The sequence below is a fragment of the Marinobacter sp. bablab_jr008 genome (assembly GCF_016464145.1).
Classification (GTDB): domain Bacteria; phylum Pseudomonadota; class Gammaproteobacteria; order Pseudomonadales; family Oleiphilaceae; genus Marinobacter; species Marinobacter nauticus.
Genome location: NZ_JACDWW010000024.1, coordinates 80,138 through 103,498, shown reverse-complemented (window position 1 = coordinate 103,498; position 23,361 = coordinate 80,138). Strand labels below are relative to the sequence as shown.

At 57.4% G+C, this 23,361-nt stretch carries 18 protein-coding genes and 1 pseudogene; 6 read left to right on the top strand and 13 right to left on the bottom strand.

Annotation, left to right across the window (positions count from 1 at the left end; genetic code table 11):
• From JIF53_RS01215 to JIF53_RS01195, 5 genes are all read left to right on the top strand, one after another.
• Positions 1-1,830, top strand: coding sequence for an extracellular solute-binding protein (locus JIF53_RS01215; protein ID WP_199451648.1), 1,830 nt, complete (start codon positions 1-3; stop codon positions 1,828-1,830).
• Between the two features lie 43 nt (positions 1,831-1,873).
• Positions 1,874-2,959 (top strand): microcin C ABC transporter permease YejB, encoded by a 1,086-nt coding sequence (locus JIF53_RS01210; RefSeq protein WP_022991191.1) that lies wholly within the window; start codon positions 1,874-1,876, stop codon positions 2,957-2,959.
• 2 nt (positions 2,960-2,961) lie between these two features.
• A complete protein-coding gene (locus tag JIF53_RS01205) occupies positions 2,962-3,984 on the top strand; it encodes an ABC transporter permease (protein WP_113880113.1) in 1,023 nt (340 codons plus the stop codon).
• A gap of 1 nt (position 3,985) precedes the next feature.
• Complete coding sequence (locus JIF53_RS01200; RefSeq protein ID WP_199451647.1) at positions 3,986-5,584, top strand: ABC transporter ATP-binding protein; 1,599 nt, start codon at positions 3,986-3,988, stop codon at positions 5,582-5,584.
• A gap of 67 nt (positions 5,585-5,651) precedes the next feature.
• Positions 5,652-6,437, top strand: a complete 786-nt coding sequence (locus JIF53_RS01195; RefSeq protein WP_014421393.1) for an enoyl-ACP reductase FabI — start codon at positions 5,652-5,654, stop codon at positions 6,435-6,437.
• A gap of 56 nt (positions 6,438-6,493) precedes the next feature.
• Here JIF53_RS01195 and JIF53_RS01190 read toward each other — a convergent pair whose 3' ends face one another.
• Together JIF53_RS01190 and JIF53_RS01185 are read right to left on the bottom strand one after the other, a co-directional pair.
• Positions 6,494-6,910: a PilZ domain-containing protein gene (locus tag JIF53_RS01190; protein WP_113880115.1), complete on the bottom strand. Its 417-nt coding sequence runs from the start codon at positions 6,908-6,910 to the stop codon at positions 6,494-6,496.
• Positions 6,911-6,918: 8 nt separating this feature from the next.
• On the bottom strand, positions 6,919-8,745 hold the full coding sequence (locus JIF53_RS01185; protein ID WP_113880116.1) for a DUF1631 family protein: 1,827 nt from the start codon (positions 8,743-8,745) through the stop codon (positions 6,919-6,921).
• Positions 8,746-8,928: 183 nt separating this feature from the next.
• Here JIF53_RS01185 and JIF53_RS01180 point away from each other — a divergent pair, with 183 nt between their 5' ends.
• Positions 8,929-10,008, top strand: a complete 1,080-nt coding sequence (locus tag JIF53_RS01180; RefSeq protein WP_011785031.1) for a 3-deoxy-7-phosphoheptulonate synthase — start codon at positions 8,929-8,931, stop codon at positions 10,006-10,008.
• A 16-nt stretch (positions 10,009-10,024) separates the two neighbouring features.
• Here the strand turns inward: JIF53_RS01180 and cobA are convergent.
• From cobA to accD, 11 genes and pseudogenes are all read right to left on the bottom strand, one after another.
• Positions 10,025-10,831: pseudogene (cobA, locus tag JIF53_RS01175) on the bottom strand (uroporphyrinogen-III C-methyltransferase); the annotation flags it as partial.
• A gap of 41 nt (positions 10,832-10,872) precedes the next feature.
• Positions 10,873-12,147: a serine--tRNA ligase gene (gene serS / locus JIF53_RS01170; protein ID WP_113880119.1), complete on the bottom strand. Its 1,275-nt coding sequence runs from the start codon at positions 12,145-12,147 to the stop codon at positions 10,873-10,875.
• 113 nt (positions 12,148-12,260) lie between these two features.
• Positions 12,261-13,595: a replication-associated recombination protein A gene (locus JIF53_RS01165; protein ID WP_113880120.1), complete on the bottom strand. Its 1,335-nt coding sequence runs from the start codon at positions 13,593-13,595 to the stop codon at positions 12,261-12,263.
• Positions 13,595-14,245 carry an outer membrane lipoprotein chaperone LolA gene (lolA, locus tag JIF53_RS01160; protein ID WP_113880121.1) on the bottom strand — a complete coding sequence of 217 codons (651 nt, stop codon included), beginning with the start codon at positions 14,243-14,245 and terminating at the stop codon, positions 13,595-13,597. Before lolA ends, JIF53_RS01165 begins: the two co-directional genes overlap by 1 nt.
• 10 nt (positions 14,246-14,255) lie before the next feature.
• Positions 14,256-16,856 (bottom strand): DNA translocase FtsK, encoded by a 2,601-nt coding sequence (locus JIF53_RS01155; RefSeq protein WP_113880122.1) that lies wholly within the window; start codon positions 16,854-16,856, stop codon positions 14,256-14,258.
• Positions 16,857-16,878: 22 nt separating this feature from the next.
• Entirely contained in the window at positions 16,879-18,102 is a 1,224-nt protein-coding gene (locus JIF53_RS01150) for an O-succinylhomoserine sulfhydrylase (RefSeq protein WP_113880123.1), read from the bottom strand.
• 27 nt (positions 18,103-18,129) lie between these two features.
• Positions 18,130-19,653, bottom strand: a complete 1,524-nt coding sequence (gene purF, locus JIF53_RS01145) for an amidophosphoribosyltransferase (RefSeq protein WP_113880124.1) — start codon at positions 19,651-19,653, stop codon at positions 18,130-18,132.
• A 34-nt stretch (positions 19,654-19,687) separates the two neighbouring features.
• Positions 19,688-20,257 carry a CvpA family protein gene (locus tag JIF53_RS01140; RefSeq protein ID WP_014421384.1) on the bottom strand — a complete coding sequence of 190 codons (570 nt, stop codon included), beginning with the start codon at positions 20,255-20,257 and terminating at the stop codon, positions 19,688-19,690.
• A 93-nt stretch (positions 20,258-20,350) separates the two neighbouring features.
• A complete protein-coding gene (locus JIF53_RS01135; protein WP_014421383.1) occupies positions 20,351-21,022 on the bottom strand; it encodes an SPOR domain-containing protein in 672 nt (223 codons plus the stop codon).
• Between the two features lie 92 nt (positions 21,023-21,114).
• Positions 21,115-22,437, bottom strand: a complete 1,323-nt coding sequence (gene folC, locus JIF53_RS01130; RefSeq protein ID WP_113880125.1) for a bifunctional tetrahydrofolate synthase/dihydrofolate synthase — start codon at positions 22,435-22,437, stop codon at positions 21,115-21,117.
• The gene (accD, locus tag JIF53_RS01125; protein ID WP_014421381.1) at positions 22,418-23,347 is read right to left on the bottom strand and encodes an acetyl-CoA carboxylase, carboxyltransferase subunit beta; all 930 of its coding nucleotides are present in this window, start codon (positions 23,345-23,347) and stop codon (positions 22,418-22,420) included. The genes folC and accD overlap by 20 nt, the downstream gene beginning before the upstream one ends.
• Positions 23,348-23,361 lie beyond the last annotated feature (14 nt).

The window sequence follows — 23,361 nt, the reverse complement described above, 5'->3', positions numbered from 1 at the left end:
ATGACAAAAAAACCAGAAGCACCCTTGCTGACCAGAATTACCGCGACGCTGGCTCTGGCAGCGTCTGCCTGTTTCGCCTCAGCCGATGAAGGCGTCACCGAAAACCCCACTCCTGTGCATGGCATCGCCATGCACGGTGAACTGAAGTACCCTGCGGATTTCAGTCACTTCGACTACGTCAACCCGGAGGCCCCGAAAGGCGGCGAACTGAAGTTATCTGTGGTTGCCAACGGCTTCGATAGTTTTAACCCCTTTGTCATCCGGGGCATCTCTGCGGCGGGTATTAACGCATACGTGTACGATACCCTTCTGGAGTCTTCTGCCGACGAGCCGTTTTCCGAATATGGGCTGATTGCCGAGTCCGTTGAAGTGCCGGAAGACCGCAGCTTTGTCATCTTCAATCTGAATAAAGAGGCCCGCTTCCAGGACGGTGAACCAATCACCGCTGAAGACGTGGAGTTTTCCTACCGGATTCTGACCACCGAAGGCCACCCGTTTTACCGCAACTACTACGCGGATGTAGACAAGGTCACCATTGAAAACAGTCACCGGATCCGCTTTGACTTTGCGCAAACCAACAATCGGGAACTGCCCCTGATTCTTGGCCAGATGCCCGTCCTGCCAGAACATTTCTGGCAGGATCGAGAGTTTGAAAGCAGCGGCCTGACCATCCCGGTGGGCAGTGGCCCTTACCGGATTGCCTCTTTTGATGCCGGCCGTTCGGTTACCTATCAAAGAGTCGACGACTACTGGGCCAAAGATCTGGGTGTACGCAAAGGCCGGTTCAACTTCGACACCATTTCCTACGAGTACTACAACGACGACACCGTCGCCCTGGAGGCTTTCAAAGCCGGTAATTTCCATTTCCGCCAGGAAACCTCCGCCAAGAACTGGGCCACTGCCTATACCGGTCGTCAGTTCGAGAGCGGCGATATTGAGAAAGAAGCCATTGAGCACCACCGCCCCACCGGCATGCAGGGCTTTATCTTCAATACCCGCAAGCCGGTGTTTCAGGATCCCCTGGTTCGGGAGGCGCTGGCCTACGGTTTTGATTTCCAGTGGGCCAACCAGAACCTGTTCTTTGGCCAGTACACTCGCACCAGCAGCTATTTTGAGAACAGCGATCTTGCCTCGTCGGGCTTGCCTGAAGGGCGAGAGCTTGAAATTCTTGAAGCCTATCGGGATCAACTAAGCCCCGACGTTTTCACAGAGGCCTATGTACCACCGGATACCGGTAACGGCGTCAGCCTGCGGGACAATCTGCGTACCGCAATGAAACTTCTGACCGAAGCCGGGTATCAGATCAAGAATGGCAAAATGGTCCATCAGGAGACCGGCAAACCACTGGCATTCGAGATCCTTCTGTTCCAGAAAAGCTTTGAACGAGTGGTTCTACCCTTCAAACAGAATCTTGGAAAGTTGGGCATCGATGTGTCGGTGCGCCTGGTCGACAGCAACCAGTATGTTCAGCGGGTTCGGAGTTTTGATTTCGACATGATCACCCAGGTGCTGCCTCAATCTGATTCTCCGGGTAATGAACAACGGGACTACTGGCACTCGAGTAATGCCGATGTACCCGGCTCCCGCAATTTCATGGGCGTTAGCGATCCCGTCATCGATGAGCTGGTCAACATGGTCATTCAGGCGCCGGACCGGGAAGAGCTTGTACGCCGGGTGCACGCACTGGATCGTGTGCTGCTGAATGGCCATTACGTGATCCCGCACTGGCATTTGCGCAAGGATCGGGTGGCCTACTGGAACCACCTGAAACGCCCGGCCAACACGCCCAAGAACGGCATCGACCTTAACAACTGGTGGAGTGAACGCTGATACCGTTCGCTATCACGACGCTGTAGTAAGGACTGCTCCCTGAATGGGCATTTACATACTCCGCCGCCTCGCCCTGATCATCCCCACCCTGGTGGGGATCATGCTGTTGAATTTTGTCATTGTTCAGGCCGCTCCCGGTGGCCCCATTGAACAGATTCTCGCGGAGATGGAAGGCCACGGCAGCAGCGCTCTGGCGCGCGCCGGTGGTGGCGATGTCGGCAGTGAAGTGGCGAGCAGTTCCGGAGACAGCCGGGCCTCCCGGGGCCTGCCGCCCGAACTTCTTGAAGAACTTGAGGCCATGTACGGCTTCGACAAGCCTGCGCACGAACGCTTTTTCAAAATGCTGGGCGATTACGCCACCTTCGATTTCGGCGATTCCTTTTTCCGGGACAGAAGCGTCGTCGAACTGATTCTGGACAAGATGCCGGTCTCCATTTCCCTCGGCCTCTGGTCCACGCTGATTATCTACCTCGTCTCCATTCCACTGGGCATCCGTAAGGCGGTCACGGATGGCTCCCGGTTCGATGTCTGGACCAGTTCCGCGATCGTGGTCGGCTACGCCATTCCCGGATTCCTGTTTGCCATCCTGCTGATCGTACTGTTTGCCGGCGGTAGCTATTTCGATCTGTTCCCGCTCCGGGGCCTGACCTCGCCGGGTTTTGACGAGATGACCTGGTACCAGAAGGTTGCTGATTATTTCTGGCATCTCGCCCTGCCAGTGACCGCAAACGTGATCGGCGGGTTCGCTACCCTCACGCTGCTGACCAAGAACTCGTTTCTGGACGAAATCAGCAAGCAGTATGTGGTCACCGCCAGGGCCAAGGGCCTGGAAGAGAAGCAGGTGCTTTACGGCCATGTGTTCCGTAATGCCATGCTGATTGTCATTGCCAGTATGCCCGGCGTTCTGGTGGCGCTGTTCTTTACCGGGTCGTTGTTGATTGAGGTAATCTTCTCGCTGGACGGCCTCGGCCTGCTTGGTTTTGAGGCTGCCCTCAACCGGGATTATCCGGTCATTTTCGGCACTCTCTACATCCTGACGCTGATGGGGCTGGTGATGAAGCTGATCAGCGACCTCACTTATGTCGCGGTTGATCCGCGCATCGATTTCGAAAGCCGGGAGGGTGCGTAATCGTGGCAACCCTCTCGCCGATTCAGCGCAGACGACTCAATAACTTTACCGCCAACCGGCGCGGCTTCTGGAGCCTCTGGATTTTTCTGGTGCTGTTTGGCCTCTCGCTGTGTGCGGAACTGATAGCCAACGATAAACCCCTGGTCGTTTCCTACAACGGAGACTGGTACTTTCCGGTCATTCAGCAAGTGCCCGAAGAAACCTTTGGTGGTTTTCTACCCACGGAAGCTGATTACCGGGACGACTTCATTGCGAGCGAAATCCAGAGCAATGGCTGGATGCTCTGGCCGCCCATCCGCTTCAGCTATAACACCATCAACTACGAGCTCACCGTGCCCTCACCTGCGCCACCCAGTGCCGAGAACTGGCTGGGAACCGATGACCAGGGGCGGGATGTGGCTGCCAGGGTGATCTATGGTTTCCGTATTTCGGTGTTGTTCGGCCTGACGCTCACCATCGCCAGTTCCATCGTTGGCGTTGCCGTTGGCGCACTTCAGGGCTACTACGGTGGCAAGATCGATCTGTTTGGCCAGCGCTTTATCGAGATCTGGTCTGGTTTGCCCATGTTGTACCTGCTCATCATTCTGTCTTCGATTGTTCAGCCCAATTTCTGGTGGTTGCTGGGCATCATGCTGCTGTTCAGCTGGATGGGGCTGGTGGATGTCGTGCGGGCTGAGTTTCTCCGCGCCCGTAACTTCGAGTATGTGAAAGCCGCCAGAGCACTCGGCCTGGATAATCGCAGAATCATGTTCCGGCACATTCTGCCCAATGCCATGGTGGCAACCCTCACGTTCATGCCGTTTATTCTCACCGGCGCCATAACCGGGCTCACGTCTCTGGATTTCCTGGGGTTCGGCCTGCCCTCGGGATCGCCATCACTGGGTGAACTGATTGCCCAGGGTAAAGCCAACCTTCATGCCCCCTGGCTGGGTATTTCCGCATTCGTGTCACTGGCCGTCATGCTTACGCTGCTGGTGTTTGTGGGAGAAGCGGTGCGCGATGCCTTTGACCCGAGAAAGAACTGATATGAGTGACCTGCTTTCCATCTCGGACCTGTCCATCACCTTCGATAACGGCCCACGGGTGGTTGACGGGCTGTCATTCAGCATCGACAAAGGCCAGACTCTCGCGCTGGTTGGCGAAAGCGGCTCCGGCAAGTCGGTATCTGCCCTGTCGATACTTCGGCTGCTGGATGAACGTCATGCGGCTTATCCCGCCGGACAGATCCTCTACAAGGGCGAAGACTTGCTGCAGGCGAAGGAAAAGCGCCTGCGCCAGATTCGTGGCCGGCACATCAGCATGATCTTCCAGGAGCCGATGACCTCGCTCAATCCGTTGCATACCGTCGAAAAGCAGATTGGCGAGACCCTGGAGCTACACAAAGGCATGCGCGGCCCCCAGGCCCGGAAACGCTGCCTGGAATTACTGGAACTGGTCGGGATTCCGGCCCCGGAGACCCGCCTGACGAGCTACCCACACCAATTATCGGGTGGGCAAAAACAGCGGGTAATGATTGCCATGGCTCTGGCCAATGAACCCGATTTGCTGATTGCGGATGAGCCCACCACGGCACTGGATGTGACGGTTCAGAAACAGGTGCTGGAGTTGCTGAAATCATTGCAGCAGAAGCTGGGCATGGCAGTGCTGTTAATTACCCACGATCTGAACATCGTCCGCCGGTATGCCGATTACGTGGTGGTGATGGAACGGGGAAAAATGGTCGAACAAGGCGCGACAGAAGCGCTGTTCAGGTCGCCCTCTCATACCTACACCCGTAAACTCATTGACGCGGAACCACCGGAGCACCCTCTGCCAGCCAGTAGTGGTACCGAAACCCTGATGACCGTAAACAACGTGAATGTGCATTTCCCCATTCGCAAGACCCTGCTGGGCAAGGTAAAAGAAAGCTTCCACGCGGTACAGGATGCCAGCTTCGAGCTGCGTGCCGGTGAAACCCTCGGTATTGTCGGCGAAAGTGGCAGTGGCAAAACCACACTGGGCCACGCCTTGCTGAAACTCACTCCGAGCACAGGCCAGTTCAGCCTCTGCGGCACAGAGCTGTCCGCCCTTTCCCAGAAGGCTTTCCGGCCATGGCGCCGGCGCGTTCAGATTGTCTTCCAGGATCCGTTTGGCAGCCTCAGCCCGCGGATGTCCGTTGAAGAAATCATCCGTGAAGGACTGGAAATCCACGAGCCCGGGAGTTCCGGGCAGCACGAAGCCAGGGTTATCCAGGCCCTTCAGGATGTGGGACTGGATCCGGCCGCACGGCATCGGTATCCACACGAGTTCTCGGGCGGCCAGCGTCAGCGTATTGCCATAGCACGCGCGCTGGTTCTCCAGCCAGACCTGATGATTCTGGATGAACCCACCTCCGCCCTGGACAGAACGGTACAGAAGCAGGTGATCGAGCTTTTACGGGAAATTCAGGCCCGATATAGGCTAAGCTACATCTTTATCAGTCATGATCTGGCCGTTGTTCGCGCACTCAGCCACAAACTGCTGGTACTCAGGCAAGGCCGGATTGTGGAATACGGCGATGCAGAGACCATTTTCCGGGAACCACAACAGCCGTATACCCGGGAACTGCTGAATGCCGCATTTTTCTATCAGTCTACGACCAATTGAGCGTTACCCGACCCTGACAGGTCGGGGATAATGCGCCGAAACCACGGAACACAGGGAGCAGAAACCCATGGGAATCCTCAGTGGCAAAAAAGCACTGATTGTTGGCGTCGCCAGCAAACATTCCATTGCCTACGGCATTGCCGAGGCCTTCGCTCGTGAAGGCGCCGAAATGGCCTTCACCTATCAGAACGAGAAACTGCAGTCCCGCGTTGAGAAGTTTGCGGAACAGTGGGGCAGCAAACTGACTTTCCCCTGTGACGTCGCCAGCGACGAGCAGATTGACCAAGTATTCGAGCAACTGGGCAAACACTGGGACAACATCGACATCATCATCCATGCGGTTGGTTATGCGCCGGCCCATGAGCTGGATGGAAACTACGTGGACGTCACCACCCGTGACGGATTCCGGATTGCCCACGATATCAGCTCATACAGTTTCGTGGCCCTCGCCAAGGGCGCGCGCAAGATGATGCACGAAGGCAGCAGTCTGCTGACCCTGAGCTACCTGGGCGCCGAGCGGGTGCTGCAGAACTACAACGTGATGGGTCTGGCCAAGGCGTCTCTCGAAGCCAACGTACGCTATATGGCCGCCAGCCTGGGCAAGGAAGGCATCCGGGTGAACGGTATCTCAGCGGGCCCGATCAAGACCCTGGCCGCTTCAGGCATCAAGAGCTTCCGCCGCATGCTGGCCGAGAACGCCAAGCAGGCCCCCTTGCGTCGTAACGTGACCACAGAAGAAGTTGGCAACGCCGCCGCCTTCATGTCGTCCGACCTGGCCTCTGGTATCACCGGTGAAATCCTGTATGTGGACGGTGGTTTCAACATCACCGGCATGGCGGAGATGGACGCCTGATAGGTTCCCTACGTCAGCCATAGCAAAAGAGCCGGCGCGATGCCGGCTCTTTTCGTTCAGCTTTCCGAGAGTGCCCTGGCAACCGCCTCGATCCAGTCCAGATAGTCAGTTTCATCTGACTCAAGTACCCGGACGCCAATCAGATACCCCCACTCCGCCTCGCGACACCACATGACCTCGACACTCAGCCGGAAGTGCTCTGCGTGTTCCCCGAGACTTACCTCCGCAACCAAAATCGACCCGATGCTAAGCGATGCCTCGCACAACAGACTGATTCCACGGGCCGATATGTCGCGCACCTGACATTCCAGCCTGTCGGATACACCATCCAGTGTCGACGGCTCCGACTCCGGTTCGGCCGATTCCAGGAGTATCCAGGCACGCGCCCGGGCCGTTAGACGGTAGTCCTCACGAAGGTCTTTCCCTGACGGTAAGTCGTCCTCTATTCCGAACCCATAATCATCATCGATCATCGTTCACCTCAGTTCCGACCAACACGGATACGCCCGACAACGCGGCTCAGGGTGTCATCAAACTCGGCCGAACTGCCAAGCACGCGAATTCGACCTCCCACGATTCCGTTAACCAGTTCGTCCTGGAGAAATTCCCGGCGATTGAGCCCCAGACGATCCACAAACACATATTTCCGCGAGGCAGAAATCTTGACGGCAAGCTTGAGCCGGACAGGATCGTCATCCCGGGTTTCCTGAGTAAGCACAATCCAGCCACCGAGAGCGATACCCTCAACCTGTTTGGTGGCCACCAGCGCGGCCTCTTTTCGCAAACGCTCCTGCTCCGCCTTCTCATCCGCCACCCGTTGGCGCTCCGCCTCTTCACGCTCCCGTTCAAGTTCCTGCTGGCGTGCGAGCTCTTCTTCCCGACGGCGCTGCTCGGCCGCTTCCCGTTCCTTCCGAAGCGCTTCGGCCCGGGCACGGGCTTCCTTGGCCGCCTTTTCCCGTTGTTCCAGCTGTCTGGCACAGACTTTCGATAGCACTTCGAGGGTTTCCGCAAGTACCTGACCGAAGGCCGTTGGTTCCGGAAGCGGCCTGAGCGCGCCGCGGCCAAGCTCGGCCTGGAACTCGACCCACGGCTGCAGCCCGAGTTTAACGCCGGCACCATTGGTCCAGAGCACTTCCCCGCTATCAGACAACAAAGCAAAGAAAAAACGTCGCTGTTCCCTTGCCCCTTCACCCTCTACAAACCACTGACCGACCAGAGGTTTGGCGTGGTCGGCCGAGACCGGCTCATTTGCCAGCCAGGTGCTGTCCCAGGCAAAATCTGAACCGGTGGCGAGCGCGGGCTCCAGTTCTGGTGTCTCTCCTCGAATTCGAGCCACAATTACCGCCTGGATCTCGTGTAATGCCTGTTCAGGAGCATCCTCACCCAGAGCGCGAGTCCAGACTTCGCGCACACGGTCGCCGAGTTGTTCCCCAACGTGGTACAACCGGTTACGATCCCGATCAGAAAGCTGGGGGTCTCCCACCCAGACCAGCCATTCCAGTAATTTGTTGGCGTGCCGATGCACTTCACTGTCCGCGCCTTCGGCCCAGACACTCTGTTTCAACACCTTGTGCCAGTCGGTCAGGATAAAGCGGGTAATGGGCGGTGGTAGCTGACGGCCCGTCAAGGCGCGGCCAATCAGAGCCCTGGCCACCTGATCTGACAAACGCTGGCGTGAAGCCCCCTGCTCGGTTTCCAACAACCGTTCCCGGAGCCGCGCCACCTGATCATCCCGCTTTCGGGTATCGGCAAGCCATTGGCTGCAGTAGTGCTCCAGCGGATCGCGGCTGCCGGCCTCAAAGCTGCCGGATACAGTAATAACCAGGCTATCAAGCTGATCCAGCAATACGCGGGATGATCGACCACCGGTATCACTCCAGCCACGCCATTCCTGAAGGTTATCAAGCCAGTCCAGAAGCACCCCGCTGAACACCTCCGCACCACACAAATCCAGTTGCCATGCCAGCCAGAACCGCAAGCGCGCTATGCGCCCCACCAGGGCGGCATGCAGGCCTGAGGTTTTCAGGAAGACATCCATGATCCGGTCGGAGAGGTAGGCCGCATTCACCTGTCGGACGGTCCACTCAATCTGAACCGAACGCAGCACTTTGGTTACCCGCTCATCCCGCTGTTCCGTCCAGCAGGACATCAATAAGGGACGCCAGTCCGGTTCCTGCTCCGGAGAAGACTTACTGGCGGGGTATGGCAGATCGGGCACCCGGATCCCGGACAGAACCTGGGTAATCCTTTCTGAAACCACCTTTCGGGAGGGAGCGACAGCCTGTGGTTTCGTTGATGAGGGCGACATCCGTTACCTGTTGTCCTGAAGCGTTGAGAAGCGTTGAAAAGGGCCTGCAAATAACGCAGTATAACCAACTCGCCGGGGTTTACTGCAACCTAGTATCCCACTCGCACTTATTATTCAATCATCCGGACAAAAGAATGAATATACCGGGTGAGGTAACGACAAGATTCGGGGAAGCACAACAAGATGTCGGGTAAGAAACTGGAAAACCTGAACGTGGCCAGCCAGGAAACACTGATCACTCCTGAAGCACTGAAGCAAGAGATGCCACTGTCAGACAAGGCAGCCGAAACCGTTGCCAATGGTCGGCAAGCCATCTACGACATTATGGATGGCAAGGATCATCGTTTGTTCATTGTCGTAGGCCCCTGCTCGATTCACGATGTAGAAGCTGCCCGCGATTATGCCGCCCGACTGAAAAAGCTCGCCGATGAAGTCAGCGATACACTGTTGATCGTCATGCGCGTGTACTTCGAGAAGCCACGCACCACCGTAGGCTGGAAAGGCCTGATCAACGATCCGCACCTGAATGATACCTTTGATATCGAGCAGGGACTGCACATTGGTCGCCGGCTGCTGCTGGACATCAATGAGATGGGCCTTCCGGCCGCCACTGAAGCCCTGGACCCAATATCTCCCCAATACCTTCAGGACACCATAGCCTGGTCTGCTATCGGTGCCCGTACCACCGAGTCCCAGACCCACCGGGAAATGAGCAGCGGCCTGTCCATGGCCATCGGCTTCAAGAACGGCACCGATGGCAGCCTCGACGTTGCGGTTAACGCCATGAAGTCAGTCTCTCATCCCCACAGCTTCCTGGGCATCGACCAGCAGGGCAAAGTTGCCATTATTCGCACCAAGGGCAACAACTACGGCCACGTCGTACTTCGTGGTGGTGGCGGCAAGCCAAACTACGACTCCGTCAGCGTAGCCCTGTGCGAACAGGCACTGGATAAGGCCAAGCTGCGCAAATCCATCATGGTGGATTGCAGCCACGCCAACTCCAGCAAGGATCCGGCTATTCAGCCATTGGTAATGCAGGATGTGACACACCAGATTCTGGAAGGCAATCAGTCTATCCAGAGCCTGATGGTGGAAAGCCACATCAACTGGGGTAGTCAGTCTATTCCGGAAAACCTGGCTGACCTGAAATACGGTGTATCCATCACGGATGCCTGTATCGACTGGGAAACCACCGAAAAAGCCATTCGCGACATGCGTGAAAAGCTGAAAGACGTTCTGCCCAAGCGGACCGCCTCTGCCTGAATCCTGAAGCCGGGCCTCACCGCCCGGCTTCTGCTCCCAGCCAATCCAGACGGTTTCGAAGAGAAACCACATTGCCGATGATCACCAGCGTCGGCGCTTGTGCGCCCTCCTCCTGAACCCGATCCACAATCGTTTCCAGAGTACCGGTAATCACTTCCTGTTCCGGTGTGGTGCCCCTGGACACCAGAGCCACGGGCATATCCGCCTGCATGCCGTGGGCCATCAGCTCCCGGCTGATGATCGGTAAACCGACCAGGCCCATGTAAAATACCAGGGTCTGATTATTCTGAACAAAGTCCTTCCACGGCAAATTGCAGGTGTCATTCTTCAGGTGACCGGTGATAAACCGCACTGACTGGGCGTGATCCCGGTGCGTCAGAGGAATACCGGCGTAGGCAGCGCAACCTGAGGCGGCGGTGATACCCGGCACAACCTGGAAACGGACGCCGGCCGAGGCCAGGGTTTCAATCTCCTCGCCGCCACGGCCAAAGATGAACGGATCGCCGCCTTTAAGACGTACCACCCGATAGCCTTCCCGGGCCAGATCCACCAACTGTTGATTGATCTGATCCTGCGGCAGCGTGTGGTTCGAACGCTGTTTGCCAACGTGGATCTTCTGGGTGCTTTCCGGAATAAGGGCCATGATCTCCGGAGAAACCAGGCGGTCGTACAACACCACCTCCGCCGACTGGATCAGGCGCCAGGCTTTGAGGGTGAGCAACTCCGGATCGCCGGGGCCGGCACCGACCAACGCTACTTCACCGGCCGAGTTGTTGGGGTTATCCGTAACCGGATTGGCCCTGTACCGCGTCGGTGCAGAGCCGACGGGTACGCCCTTTACTGGTGCATCCCTGGATTGATCATTCATTGAATACGCTCGACGCCTCCCATGTAGGGTTTGAGTACCTCGGGCACCAGAATACTGCCGTCCGCCTGCTGGTAGTTCTCCATCACCGCAATCATGGCGCGACCTACGGCCAGGCCGGAACCATTGAGGGTATGGACCGGTTCGGGCTTTCCGGTGTCCGGATTACGCCAGCGGGCTTGCATACGCCGTGCCTGAAAATCACGGGTGTTGGAACAGGAAGAAATTTCGCGGTATTTGCCCTGCCCCGGCAGCCAGACTTCCAGGTCGTAGGTTTTGGCGGCGGAAAAGCCCATGTCGCCGCCACAGAGGGTGACCACACGGTAAGGCAGTTCAAGCAGCTGCAGGATCTTCTCGGCGTGTCCGGTCAGTTCCTCCAGCGCCTGAGTGGATTCCTCCGGGCGAACAATGTGCACCAGCTCCACCTTGTCGAACTGATGCTGACGAATCATGCCCCGCACATCCCGGCCGTAAGACCCTGCCTCACTCCGGAAGCACGGCGTATGGCAAACCAGACGCAGCGGCAGTTCGGCATCATCCAGAATGGTATCCGCCACCAGGTTGGTGGCCGGCACTTCCGCGGTCGGAATCAGGTACAGAGGATTGTCGCCGGCTGTGCGGAAAAGATCTTCTTCAAATTTTGGCAGCTGGCCGGTACCAAACAGAGTGTTGGCATTCACCAGATAAGGCACATAGGCCTCGGTGTAACCATGCTGCAGAGTATGCTGATCGAGCATGAACTGAGCCAGTGCACGGTGCAGGCGCGCCAGCTGTCCGCGCATAACAGCAAAACGGGAATGGGCCAGCTGAGTGGCCTTCTCAAAGTCCAGGCCTTTCAGCTGCTCACCCAGGGCCACGTGATCCTTAGGCTCAAAATCGAATTCACGGGGCGTACCCCAGACACGCGTCTCGACGTTGTCGTCTTCACTGGCGCCCGGTGGCACGTCGTCGTCGGGAAGATTGGGAATACCGGCAAAGAAGGCATTCAGGGATTCCTGCACGGAACGCAGTTCGTCCTCGGCGTCACCACGTTGCTGCTTCAGGCTTTCGACTTCTTCCAGCAACGGTTTGATATCCTCACCGGCCGCCTTGGCTTTGCCGATGGATTTCGACCGTTTGTTCTGCTCGCTCTGCAAGTTTTCCGTACGAACCTGAATGGCCCGGCGGCGTTCCTCAAGCTGCTCGAAGGTGGCAATATCAAACTCGAAATTCTTGATAGCCAGCCGACGGGCGATCTCTTCAGTCTGTGTACGGACACGTTTCGGATCGAGCATGTTGTTCCTGATTTCCGGTTAACGAATGAATGGTATGCGGGCATTATACCTGCCGTGAATGCGCTGACCACCACCGGCCGGACACAGGCAGCAAAATTGGCGAGGGATGGGGCTTAGTACCGCTTTTTCGGGCTGCTGGCATCCAGCGAATCCAGGCGTTCGCGCTTCTCCGCCAGCTTGATCTCAAGTCCCCGTTGTACCGGCTGGTAATAGCGCCGCTGGTGGATCGCCTCCGGCAGGTAGGCTTCTCCTGCCGCATAGGCGTCCGGCTCATCGTGAGCGTAGCGGTATTCTTCTCCATGCCCCATGCTTTTCAGCAATTTGGTGGGCGCATTGCGCAGATGTACCGGAACTTCATAGTCCGGATCGCTGCGGATGTCGGCCATGCACTGATTGTACGCCTTGTAAACCGCATTGCTCTTCGGCGCAAGCGCCAGATAGGTGACCGCCTGTGCCAGCGCCAGCTCGCCCTCCGGGGAGCCAAGACGTTCCTGAGCATCCCAGGCCTGCAGGGTAATCTGGAGCGCCCTCGGGTCGGCATTACCGATGTCTTCACTGGCAATACGAACCAGGCGCCGGGCGACATACAACGGGTCGCAACCGCCGTCGAGCATTCGGCACAGCCAGTACAGCGAACCGTCCGGGTTGGAGCCCCGCACCGATTTGTGCAATGCCGAAATCTGGTCGTAGAACACATCCCCGCCTTTATCGAAACGGCGGAGACTGGTCTGCAGTACCTGTTCGAGAGTTTGAGCGGTAACCCGGTTAACACCGTCATCATCCGGCTCTGCCAGGTCGGCGGCCACCTCCAGAATGTTCAGCGCTCGCCGGGCATCGCCACCTGACGCTTCCGCCATGGTCGCCAGCCCCCCCTCATCTACCCGCAACTGGCCGGCAAAGCCCTGCTCGCTCTCAAGGGCACTGTCCAGCAGCCGTCGTATATCCGCCGCTTCCAGGTTTTTCAGGACATAAACACGGGTACGGGACAGCAAGGCGCTGTTCAGTTCGAAGGATGGGTTTTCGGTGGTTGCGCCCACGAAAATGAAGGTGCCATCTTCAATGTGCGGGAGGAAAGCATCCTGCTGGCTTTTGTTGAAACGATGCACTTCATCCACGAACAAAAGCGTATCCCTGCCCTGGGACTGTTTACGGTTGCGGGCCCGCTCCACCACCTCGCGAATTTCCTTAACTCCACTGAGGACTGCAGAGATGGTTTCGAAGGACAGGTCGCCGACATTGGCCAGCAGGCGAGCAAAAGTGGTTTTTCCGACTCCGGGTGGCCCCCAGAGAATCATGGAATGCAGCTGACCTTGTTCCACGGCCCGGCGCAAAGGTTTACCGGGGCCGACCAGGTGAGCCTGGCCGACATAACCTTCTAGAGAGGTCGGCCGCATACGCGCGGCCAGGGGCTGAAAGCCGGTCTCAGTCTGAAACAGGCTGTCCTGCATCAGGCACCATCCCGAATCACATCAACCCCCTCCGGATAGTCGAGGCGGAAGACACTGGAATCGAGGGCCTGATTCAGTTCAATATGGTCGAAGCTGAGAATGCTCATCTGGGACAGTGAATCCTGCATGCGCATTTCCTGCAGCTCGCCATCATAGAAGCTTAGCCGCAGAGAGGTAAACAGAGAATCCTGACTGCGGGGTACCAGAGTGAATTCACGAGTGCTTTCACCGAGTTCGCGGACACTCACTTCATAGCTCTCGTCCAGATTCTCCACTTCGCCGCTCAACAGCAGTGCCGGCGTGGTCTGAACCCGCTCATCAAGGGAATGAATGGTTACCTGTTCCAGATCCGGATCGTACACCTCCACTTTATCGCCATCGCTGACAATAAACTGGGACAGGGGTGCTCCGGTCTCCCAGTAGAACAAACCAGGCCGCTTGGCTTTGAGCGATCCACGGGTTTCCTGAACCTGGCTGCCATTCTCATTGACCACAATCTGTATAAAGTCCGCCTGATAGGTTTCGTAGCTTTTCAGAATCGAGGTCAACTGTTCGGCTGCGCCCCGGGATGCCTGTGCACTATCAGCCTGGGACACGCCAGACCACGTTGCTGCCAGTACCAACAGGATTCCTGAAAACATTCTGATCATCTGATAACTCCTAGTCTCTGGGAGGCGGCGGTGCAAGAACTTCTCTGGCACCGTTGTGGCCCGCCGGGCTGACTACCCCCGAAGCTTCCATGGCATCCACCAGATTGGCGGCACGGTTGTAGCCGATCTTGAATTTACGCTGGACCGACGAAATAGACACTCGCCGGTTTTCAGTGACAAAAGCCACCGCTTCGTCAAACAGGGCATCACCCTCTTCGCCACCACCGGCGCCGCCTTCGCTAAGCGTGGGTACGCCTGGAAGGTGCTCGCCCTCGGCGCCATTCAGTACATCATCCACGTACTCTGGTTCGCCCCGCGCTTTCCAGGCACTGACCACACGGTGTACTTCGTCATCGTCGACAAAGGCACCGTGAACCCGCACCGGCAAACCTGAGCCTGGTGGCAGATACAGCATGTCGCCGTGGCCCAGCAACTGTTCAGCCCCGCCCTGATCGAGAACGGTACGGGAGTCAATCTTGGACGATACCTGGAACGACATCCGGGTGGGAATGTTGGCCTTGATCAGGCCGGTAATCACATCCACGGACGGACGCTGGGTTGCCAGAACCAGATGAATACCGGCCGCCCTTGCCTTCTGGGCAATCCGGGCAATCAACTCTTCCACTTTCTTGCCGACAATCATCATCATGTCGGCAAATTCATCGATCACCACCACAATGAACGGCAGGGTATCCAGCTCCGGGCGTTCCTGCTCATCATTGGCCAGGTATTCGTCCGGTTTCCAGAGCGGGTCCAGCAGCGGCTCTCCCTCCGCCCGGGCATCTTTCACCTTTTTGTTGTAGCCGGCGATATTGCGCACCCCCAGGCTGGCCATCAGCCGGTAGCGGCGCTCCATCTCGGCCACACACCAACGCAGAGCGTTGGCGGCCTCTTTCATGTCTGTGACCACTGGTGCCAACAGGTGTGGGATGCCGTCGTAGATGCTCAGTTCAAGCATCTTCGGGTCCACCATGATGAATCGGACTTCATCCGGTGTTGCCTTCAGCAACATACTCAACAGCATGGCATTCACCCCCACCGACTTACCGGAACCGGTGGTGCCGGCTACCAGCAGGTGGGGCATTTTGGCCAGGTTGGCAACCATGGGGTTGCCCCCAATGTCATTCCCCAGAGCCAGCGTCAGTGGCGAGGAAGATTCGGTGAACACTTTGGCACCCAGCACTTCGCTCAGGCGTACAATTTCACGCTCCTCGTTGGGAATCTCGATGCCGACCACGGATTTGCCCGGAATCACCTCGACCACCCGCACGCTGAGCACGGCCAGGGATCGCGCCAGGTCTTTTGCCAGGTTGGAGATCTTGCTGACCTTGACCCCGGGCGCTGGTTTGATCTCGAAACGGGTAATCACGGGGCCGGGATTAACCTCGACCACCTCAACCGATACCCCGAAATCACTGAGCTTCTCTTCGAGCAAACGGGACATATGCTCCAGAGACTCTTCCGAATAACCTCGTTCTTTGTGCTCCTCGGGAGGATCCAGCAAAGAAATCGGCGGAATCGGGCTTTCAATGTCTTCCAGCAGAGAGCCCTGGCGGTCATCACCCTTTTTCGGCGCACCGCCCTGCTCTTCTTTCTTGAACGGCGATATCTTCAGGGAACGGGCCTTTGCCTTTTCAGCCGGGGGAGGCGATGGCTCTGCCTTTACATCCCGAGAGCTGAAACTCTCCAGGTGGTCTGGTTCCGCTATGGATGCAGGCAGCCCTTCGATAGCCGGCTCTTTCCGTTCGCGCTGGGGCTCCCGAGCCCTGATATCCTCTGCGGGTTTTGCACGACGACCAAATATCCGCTGCCACCAGCTCTGCTGGCCTGACTTTTGGTCATTTTTACCCTTCTCGCGAGCCCGGACTTTGTCACGCACAACCGGGGGTTCCGGTTCCGGCTTTGGTGCTTCCACCCTGGCTGCCGAGGTTCCCTGGCCGGCGGTCTTTTCAGCCTTCTTCCCTGCCCCGGCGAATAGCGATTTGGCGGCCAGGGCAAACTTCAGGGTCAAGCCGCCCACCTGATCCATCAACCGGAACCAGGACAGGCCGATAGTCACCGTCAGGGCAAAGAGAAAAATGGCAATCAGCAGCAACGTGGTCGCCGGAAGATTAAAAAACCGCACCATGGCTTCAGACACCGCAGTACCCAAAACGCCGCCAGAGGAGGCGCCCAAGCCAAATACGGAGTAGAGAGAAAGCAGGCTGGTGGCAGACAGCAGTATAAGAACAAAACCGCCAAAGCGGACCATGAACAGCGGCCAGTGCATATCCAGCGGTTGATGCCGGCGACGAATCAGCATGATGGCGTAACCGGCAACCATCACGGGAAACAGCCAGGACACATGGCCAAAGAAATCCATGAACAGGCTCGCCAGCCAGGCACCGGTGCGACCTGCGTAATTCTGAACACGGATATCGTGGCCAATGCTGGCCCAGCCAGGGTCAGCCGGATTGAAGGTAAACAGGGCCATGGCGAGATAGATGCACAGCACAATCAACGCAATGACCGCGCCTTCCCTGGCCCCCTGAGCCATCAGGCGACGAAATCGCTTCTGCTTGTCGGTCAGTTCTGTGGCTACTGCTTTCTTCGCTTTCGCGGATTCCGCCATGAATGCTCAAACCGTCCGGTTGTTAATCTTTCAACGCCTGGAAACCTCTGTCCAGATCGGTTTTCAGATCCTTGATGGATTCGATACCGACTGACAGGCGAATCAGGTTCTCGGTAATGCCTGCCCTCGCCTTGTCCTCGGGAGAGAGGCGTCCATGAGTGGTTGTCGCCGGATGAGTGATGGTGGTTTTCACATCCCCCAGATTGGCGGTGATGGAAATCATCCGGGTCGCGTCAATAAACTTCCACGCCTGTTCCCGGCCACCCCTTACCAGGAAGGAGAGCACGCCACCAAAGCCGTCCTGCTGTTTTTTCGCCAGCTCGTGCTGCGGATGGCTCCGCAAGCCTGCATAGTAAACTTTCTCCACACAGTCCTGCTGTTCCAGCCACAACGCCAACTCTAACGCATTGTCACAATGGGCGCGCATACGAATCGGTAAGGTTTCCAGGCCCTTCTGGAACACCCAGGCATTGAACGGACTCATCGTCGGGCCGGCGGAACGGAGGAAACCATAAATCTCGTCCAGGTATCTCGCCGGCCCAACCACCACGCCACCGACACAACGGCCCTGGCCGTCGAGATACTTGGTGGCTGAATGAATAACGATGTCGGCGCCCTGCTCCAGTGGCCGCTGCAGCACGGGTGTGCAGAAGCAGTTGTCGACCACCAGCAAAGCATCGTTTTCACGGGCGATGGCCGACAAGGCCGCAAGATCCGCCACTTCACACAACGGATTGGACGGGGTTTCCAAAAACAGCATCCGGGTGGCGGGGCGAACCTCAGCCTTCCACTCATCGGTGTTCGTCAGGCTCACAAAGCTGGTTTCCACGCCAAACCGGGCCATGTACTTCTGAAACAGTACGTTGGTCGTCCCAAACACACCTCGGGAACAGATCACATGGTCGCCGGACTTCAGCAGAGACATGCAGGTGCTGAGAATGGCAGCCATACCTGAAGCAGTCGCAACACCACGCTCTCCCCCCTCCATGGCAGCAATTCTGGCTTCAAATGCCTGAACCGTCGGGTTGGTAAACCGGGAGTAGATATTACCGGGCTCTTCACCGCCAAAACGGGCAGCCGCCTGGGCCGCGCTACCATAGACGAAGCTGGAGGTCGGGAAGATTGCATCGCTGTGTTCGAGCTGCCCGGTACGAATCTGCCCTGCCCGCACGGCCAGGGTATCGACCGACATGCCTTCCAGGTCCGATTCGGGAATCCAAACGTGTTCTTCTCGGCCGAACGTCATGACAGTCTCCTGGCGTAATTGCGGGTGTCAGTCTTCATCATTGTGCAGGTCAATAATGGCGTTGTCGTCATTCGCGACCTGACTGGTTGAGCGCTTCTCATCCTTGCGAAGATCTTCCAGCCTGGTCAGGTAAGCTTCATCCACGTCGCCGGTAATGTAATCCCCGGTGAACACCGAGCATTCCCAACCGTCGATGTCTTCATTGACATCGTTGACACAGGAAATCAGGTCTTCCAGATCCTGATACACCAACCAGTCAGCTCCGATCAGATCACGTACTTCTTCTACAGTGCGGTCGTGGGCAATCAGCTCGCTGGCCGAGGGCATGTCGATGCCGTACACATTGGGATAGCGCACGGGGGGAGCCGCTGACGCAAAATAGACATTGCGCGCTCCGGCATCACGAGCCATTTGAACAATTTCCTTACAGGTAGTGCCCCGTACGATGGAATCGTCTACCAGCATGACGTTCTTGCCACGGAATTCCAGGTCAATCGGGTTGAGCTTCTGGCGTACCGATTTCTTACGCATTTTCTGGCCGGGCATGATAAAGGTACGGCCAATGTATCGATTCTTGATAAAGCCTTCGCGGTACTTCACGCCCAACTGATGGGCCATTTGCATGGCGGACGTACGACTGGTGTCCGGAATGGGAATGACCACGTCGATATCGTGGTCGGGTCGCTCGCGCAGGACCTTGTCTGCCAGCACCTCGCCCATCCGGAGCCGGGCCTTGTAACAGGAAACGCCGTCCATGATCGAGTCCGGACGGGCAAAATAGACATGCTCGAAAATACACGGATAGAGTTTGGGTGATTCGGCGCACTGTTCTGAATACAGGGTGCCATCGGTTTCAATATAGACGGCCTCGCCCGGAGCAATGTCACGAACGATGCTGAAACCGGCAGCATTAAGGGCGACGCTTTCCGACGCGATCATGTATTCATTCTGGCCCTCTTCATTTTCCCGGACACCGTAGCAGGCGGGCCTGATACCGTTCGGGTCCCGGAAACCGACGATGCCATAACCGGTGATCATGGCGATAACAGCATAGGCACCTTTGCAACGCTTGTGCACTGCGCGCACAGCGGAAAAGATCTCGTCCTTGGTGGGGTTCAGCTTACCCAGCTTCTGCAGTTCGTGGGCGAACACGTTCAGCAGAACTTCAGAATCCGAGTTGGTGTTGATGTGGCGCAGATCGGTTCGGAACAGATCGCTGCTCAGCTCATCGGCATTGGTCAGGTTGCCGTTGTGCGCCAGGGTAATGCCGTAGGGGCTGTTTACATAGAACGGCTGGGCCTCCGCTGAACTTGAGCTACCCGCCGTGGGATAACGCACATGCCCGATGCCCACGTTACCCACCAACCGGCGCATATGGCGAGTATGGAAAACATCCCGCACCAGTCCATTGTCTTTACGTAAAAAGAATCGGTTGTCCTGGAAGGTAACAATACCCGCCGCATCCTGGCCACGGTGCTGAAGAACAGTCAGTGCATCATAAAGAAGCTGATTGACGTTGGAAGTACTGACGATACCGACAATGCCGCACATGGCTGGATATATCTCCGAGTGTTAAAACTGAATGTTAACGGGATGCAGACGCGGGTTCCACGCCTTCAGGTTCTGCGGACGCCTCCGGGGCTGTCTGTGCGCCCTGCTCCGGACCGAGGAAGCGGGCAAATTCGTCGCCGAGCGTGCGCCTGGACCAATCCTCAACTACCGCAAGGCGTTCAATCATGACCGACGTTCTCCACCAGGTATCCTCGGCCAGCGGCGTGTAGCGCGTGAAGGCAATGGCGACAATCACAACCACAACCCCTCTGAGAAGACCAAACCCCATGCCGAGCACCCTGTCCGTTGCTGACAGGCCGGTCGCACGCACCAGGTGGCCGATCATATTGTTGATGATCGCGCCAACGATCAGGGTGCCAAAGAAAAGGATGGCAAACGCTGCAATCAACCGCACCAGCGGTGTTTCCACGGTGGACTCCAGAAGAGATTGCATCTGGGGGTGAAACGTCCGGGCGATGATAAATGCACCAACCCAGGTAACCAGCGACAGCGCTTCACGGACGAAGCCCCGCTTCAGACTGATAAGCGTGGAGACGGCAATGAGGGCAATGATGACCCAGTCTATCCAGATCAGCGCTTCCATGGAAAACCCGGTGGAGAAAACGAAAGGCGGATTCTAACAGGAAACCGGGTGACACCAAACTGCCGAAGCCAGATTAAATCCGGCAACGGCCAGTTATTTGTCGCCGGTGGTGACCAGGCTGTTCAAGCCGAAGGCTTTATCAAGGGCCGCCTTGGCTTTCTGGGCATCGTCTTTGTTGACGAACGGGCCGCTGAATACCCGGGTCAGGGTGCTATCGCCGCGATCAACCTGTTGCAGGTGGGCGCCGTACCCCATGTCGAGAACCTTGTCCCGCAAACGCCGGGCGTTGTCCTGGTTACCAAAACTGCCAAGCTGCACCACCCACGCACCTTCAAGTGAACCCGTAAACTCGGCCTTATCGCCAGGTTCTGCAGCGCCTGTGGAGGCAGCATCTTGTTTTTCGGCTGGCGCCGCAGGCTCCGGCTCAGCGGAGGATTCTGCCGGTACTGGTTCCACCTGTTGGGAATTTGGCTCCGGGGCGGGCTCCTCCTCGGCAACAGCGTTTTCCTCGATGATCCGAAAACCGGCCGCCGGCTCGTCGTTAACGGGCGGCGCGGAACTCCTGGGTGCCTCTGCGCCGACGGTCTTGTTATCCGGATACTGAGATTCAGGCATCTCAACTTCGGGGAACGGAGGTTCCTCGGGAATGGTGATGGGGGTTGACTGTCTTTGGGAATGGGGCTCGTCAAAAATCATCGGCACGAAAATAACCGCGAGTGAAACCAGCACCAGTGCGCCAATGATCCGCTGCTTCAGTCCATCCACCTGAGAGGGCTCCCGTTAACAACCTGTTTGATCACGATACTAACCGGCCACTCGCCAGAACTCAAAGCTTCCCAGGGGCCTATGGACAAACTTTAAGACGCTTCCGAAGCCGGCAGAAGCTCTTCCCTGGCCAGAGCAACCGTGAAGAACGAACCGAACACCACGACCCGATCACCGGACACTGCCTCGCCCATGGCCGCTGCGAGAGCCTCAGACACAGAATCAAAAACGCCGGGCGTTCCCCGAAATGGCACGCTTGCGATACGCTTCATCAGGCTGTCGGAATCAAGCCCTCTGGCAACATTCAGGCCCGCCAGGTACCACTGATCAACGACGGACGACATGGCACCGACCACACCCTCCACATCCTTGTCTCCCAACGCGCCGTACACAGCCAGGATACGCCCGTGGCCATCACCATCACATCGAAGGCTACGGAGGTTGTCAACGAGCCAGGCAGCAGCATGGGGGTTGTGACCAACGTCTATAATGACCTCCGGATCGTGATGAATGGTTTCAAACCGGCCTGGAACCCGCACGCTATGTATCGCATGCTGAAGGCTTTCCAGTGAAAGCTCCGGTACGAGTTGCCGGGAGAGCACCGCCGCAGCCGCCACACTCTGGACAGGCAAGGGGCCGGCTGGCAACTCTATCTTCTCGTCGCCAATAGTGAGCACAACCTGTCCGGGAGCACCGGGCGCAAGCGTATAATCGCGGCCGGTGAGCTTCAGCGCCACCTTCTGCGCCGCGGCCTGTTGAAGGACCGAGGATGGAGGATTTGGATCCGCACAAACGGCGGGTATACCCGGCCTGAGGATCCCCGCTTTTTCAAAACCAATGACTTCCCGGTTATCCCCCAGAAAACCAATATGATCGATATCTACTGACGTGATCACCGCGTAGTCCGGGTCCAGCACGTTGACTGCATCCAGGCGACCTCCCAACCCGACTTCCAGCACCCAATTCTCAACGCCGGCGTCTGCAAATGCGACAAAAGCGGCCAGCGTTCCGAATTCAAAATAGGTCAGAGTCACCCCGCGGCGAGCCGCCTCCACCCGCTCGAAGGCGGTCACCAGGGCCGCATCGGAAATCTCCTGGCCACCAATCCGAACCCGCTCGTTATAGCGGAACAGATGGGGGGACATATAAGCCCCGGTGCTCCTGCCGGCTGCCAGCAAAATCGACTCAAGTGCCGTAACCGTGGTGCCTTTGCCATTGGTCCCTGCCACGGTAATGATGCGAGCCTGAGGCTTGCGCGGGAACAACCGCCGCAGAACCACCAGTACCCGGTCCAGGCCGAGATCTATTTCTGTGGGATGAATGGCTTCAAGCCAGTGCAGCCATTCTTGAACAGACGCCCCGAGGGCCGGAGGCCCAACGGGGGCTGAGGAGGATTCAGTGCCCTTCTGGTTCATCAACGTCCGGCTTTTCAGTAACTTCAAATTCGATGGGGGCTTCGGTGCCGGGCTTTTCCTGGGCAGTAAACTTGGCCAACAGATGGGCGATGCGCTCACGCATCTGATGACGATGCAGAATCATATCAATCGCACCATGTTCCAGCAGAAATTCGCTGCGCTGGAAACCTTCCGGCAGTTTCTCGCGCACGGTTTGCTCGATAACCCGTGGGCCCGCGAAACCGATCAGAGCGTAAGGTTCAGCAATATTGAGGTCACCCAGCATAGCGAGGCTGGCCGATACACCACCAAAGACCGGATCGGTCATCACTGAAATGTATGGTATGCCTTCCTGCTTGAGCTTCTCCAACACCGCCGCGGTCTTGGCCATCTGCATTAAAGACAGTATGGCTTCCTGCATGCGGGCACCGCCACTGGCGGAAAAGCAGACCAAGGGAATCCGGTGCTCAAGAGCCACATTCGCTGCCTGGACAAACTTCTCGCCAACCACCTGACCCATCGAACCGCCCAGGAAGTTGAACTCGAACGCGCAGGCAACCAAAGGGACACCCATGGTTGTGCCACGCATGGCAATCAGCGCATCTTTTTCGCCGGTCGCTTTCTGCGCCGCCGCGAGTCGGTCCTTGTAGCGCTTGCTGTCTTTGAACTTCAGCCGATCTGACGGTTCGAGGTGAGCTGCCAGCTCCTCACGCCCGTCTTTGTCCAGAAAGATATCCAGTCGACGACGTGCAGACACCCGCAGATGGTGATTACACTTGGGGCAAACGTCCAGGTTCTTCTCGAGCTCCGGCTTGTACAGGAATGCGCCGCATTTGGGGCATTTCTTCCATAACCCTTCCGGCACTCCGGTACGTTGCCGTGATTCCGAGCGAATCTTGCTCGGCATGATTTTGTCCAGCCAGTTACTCATGCTCTCGTCCTGTC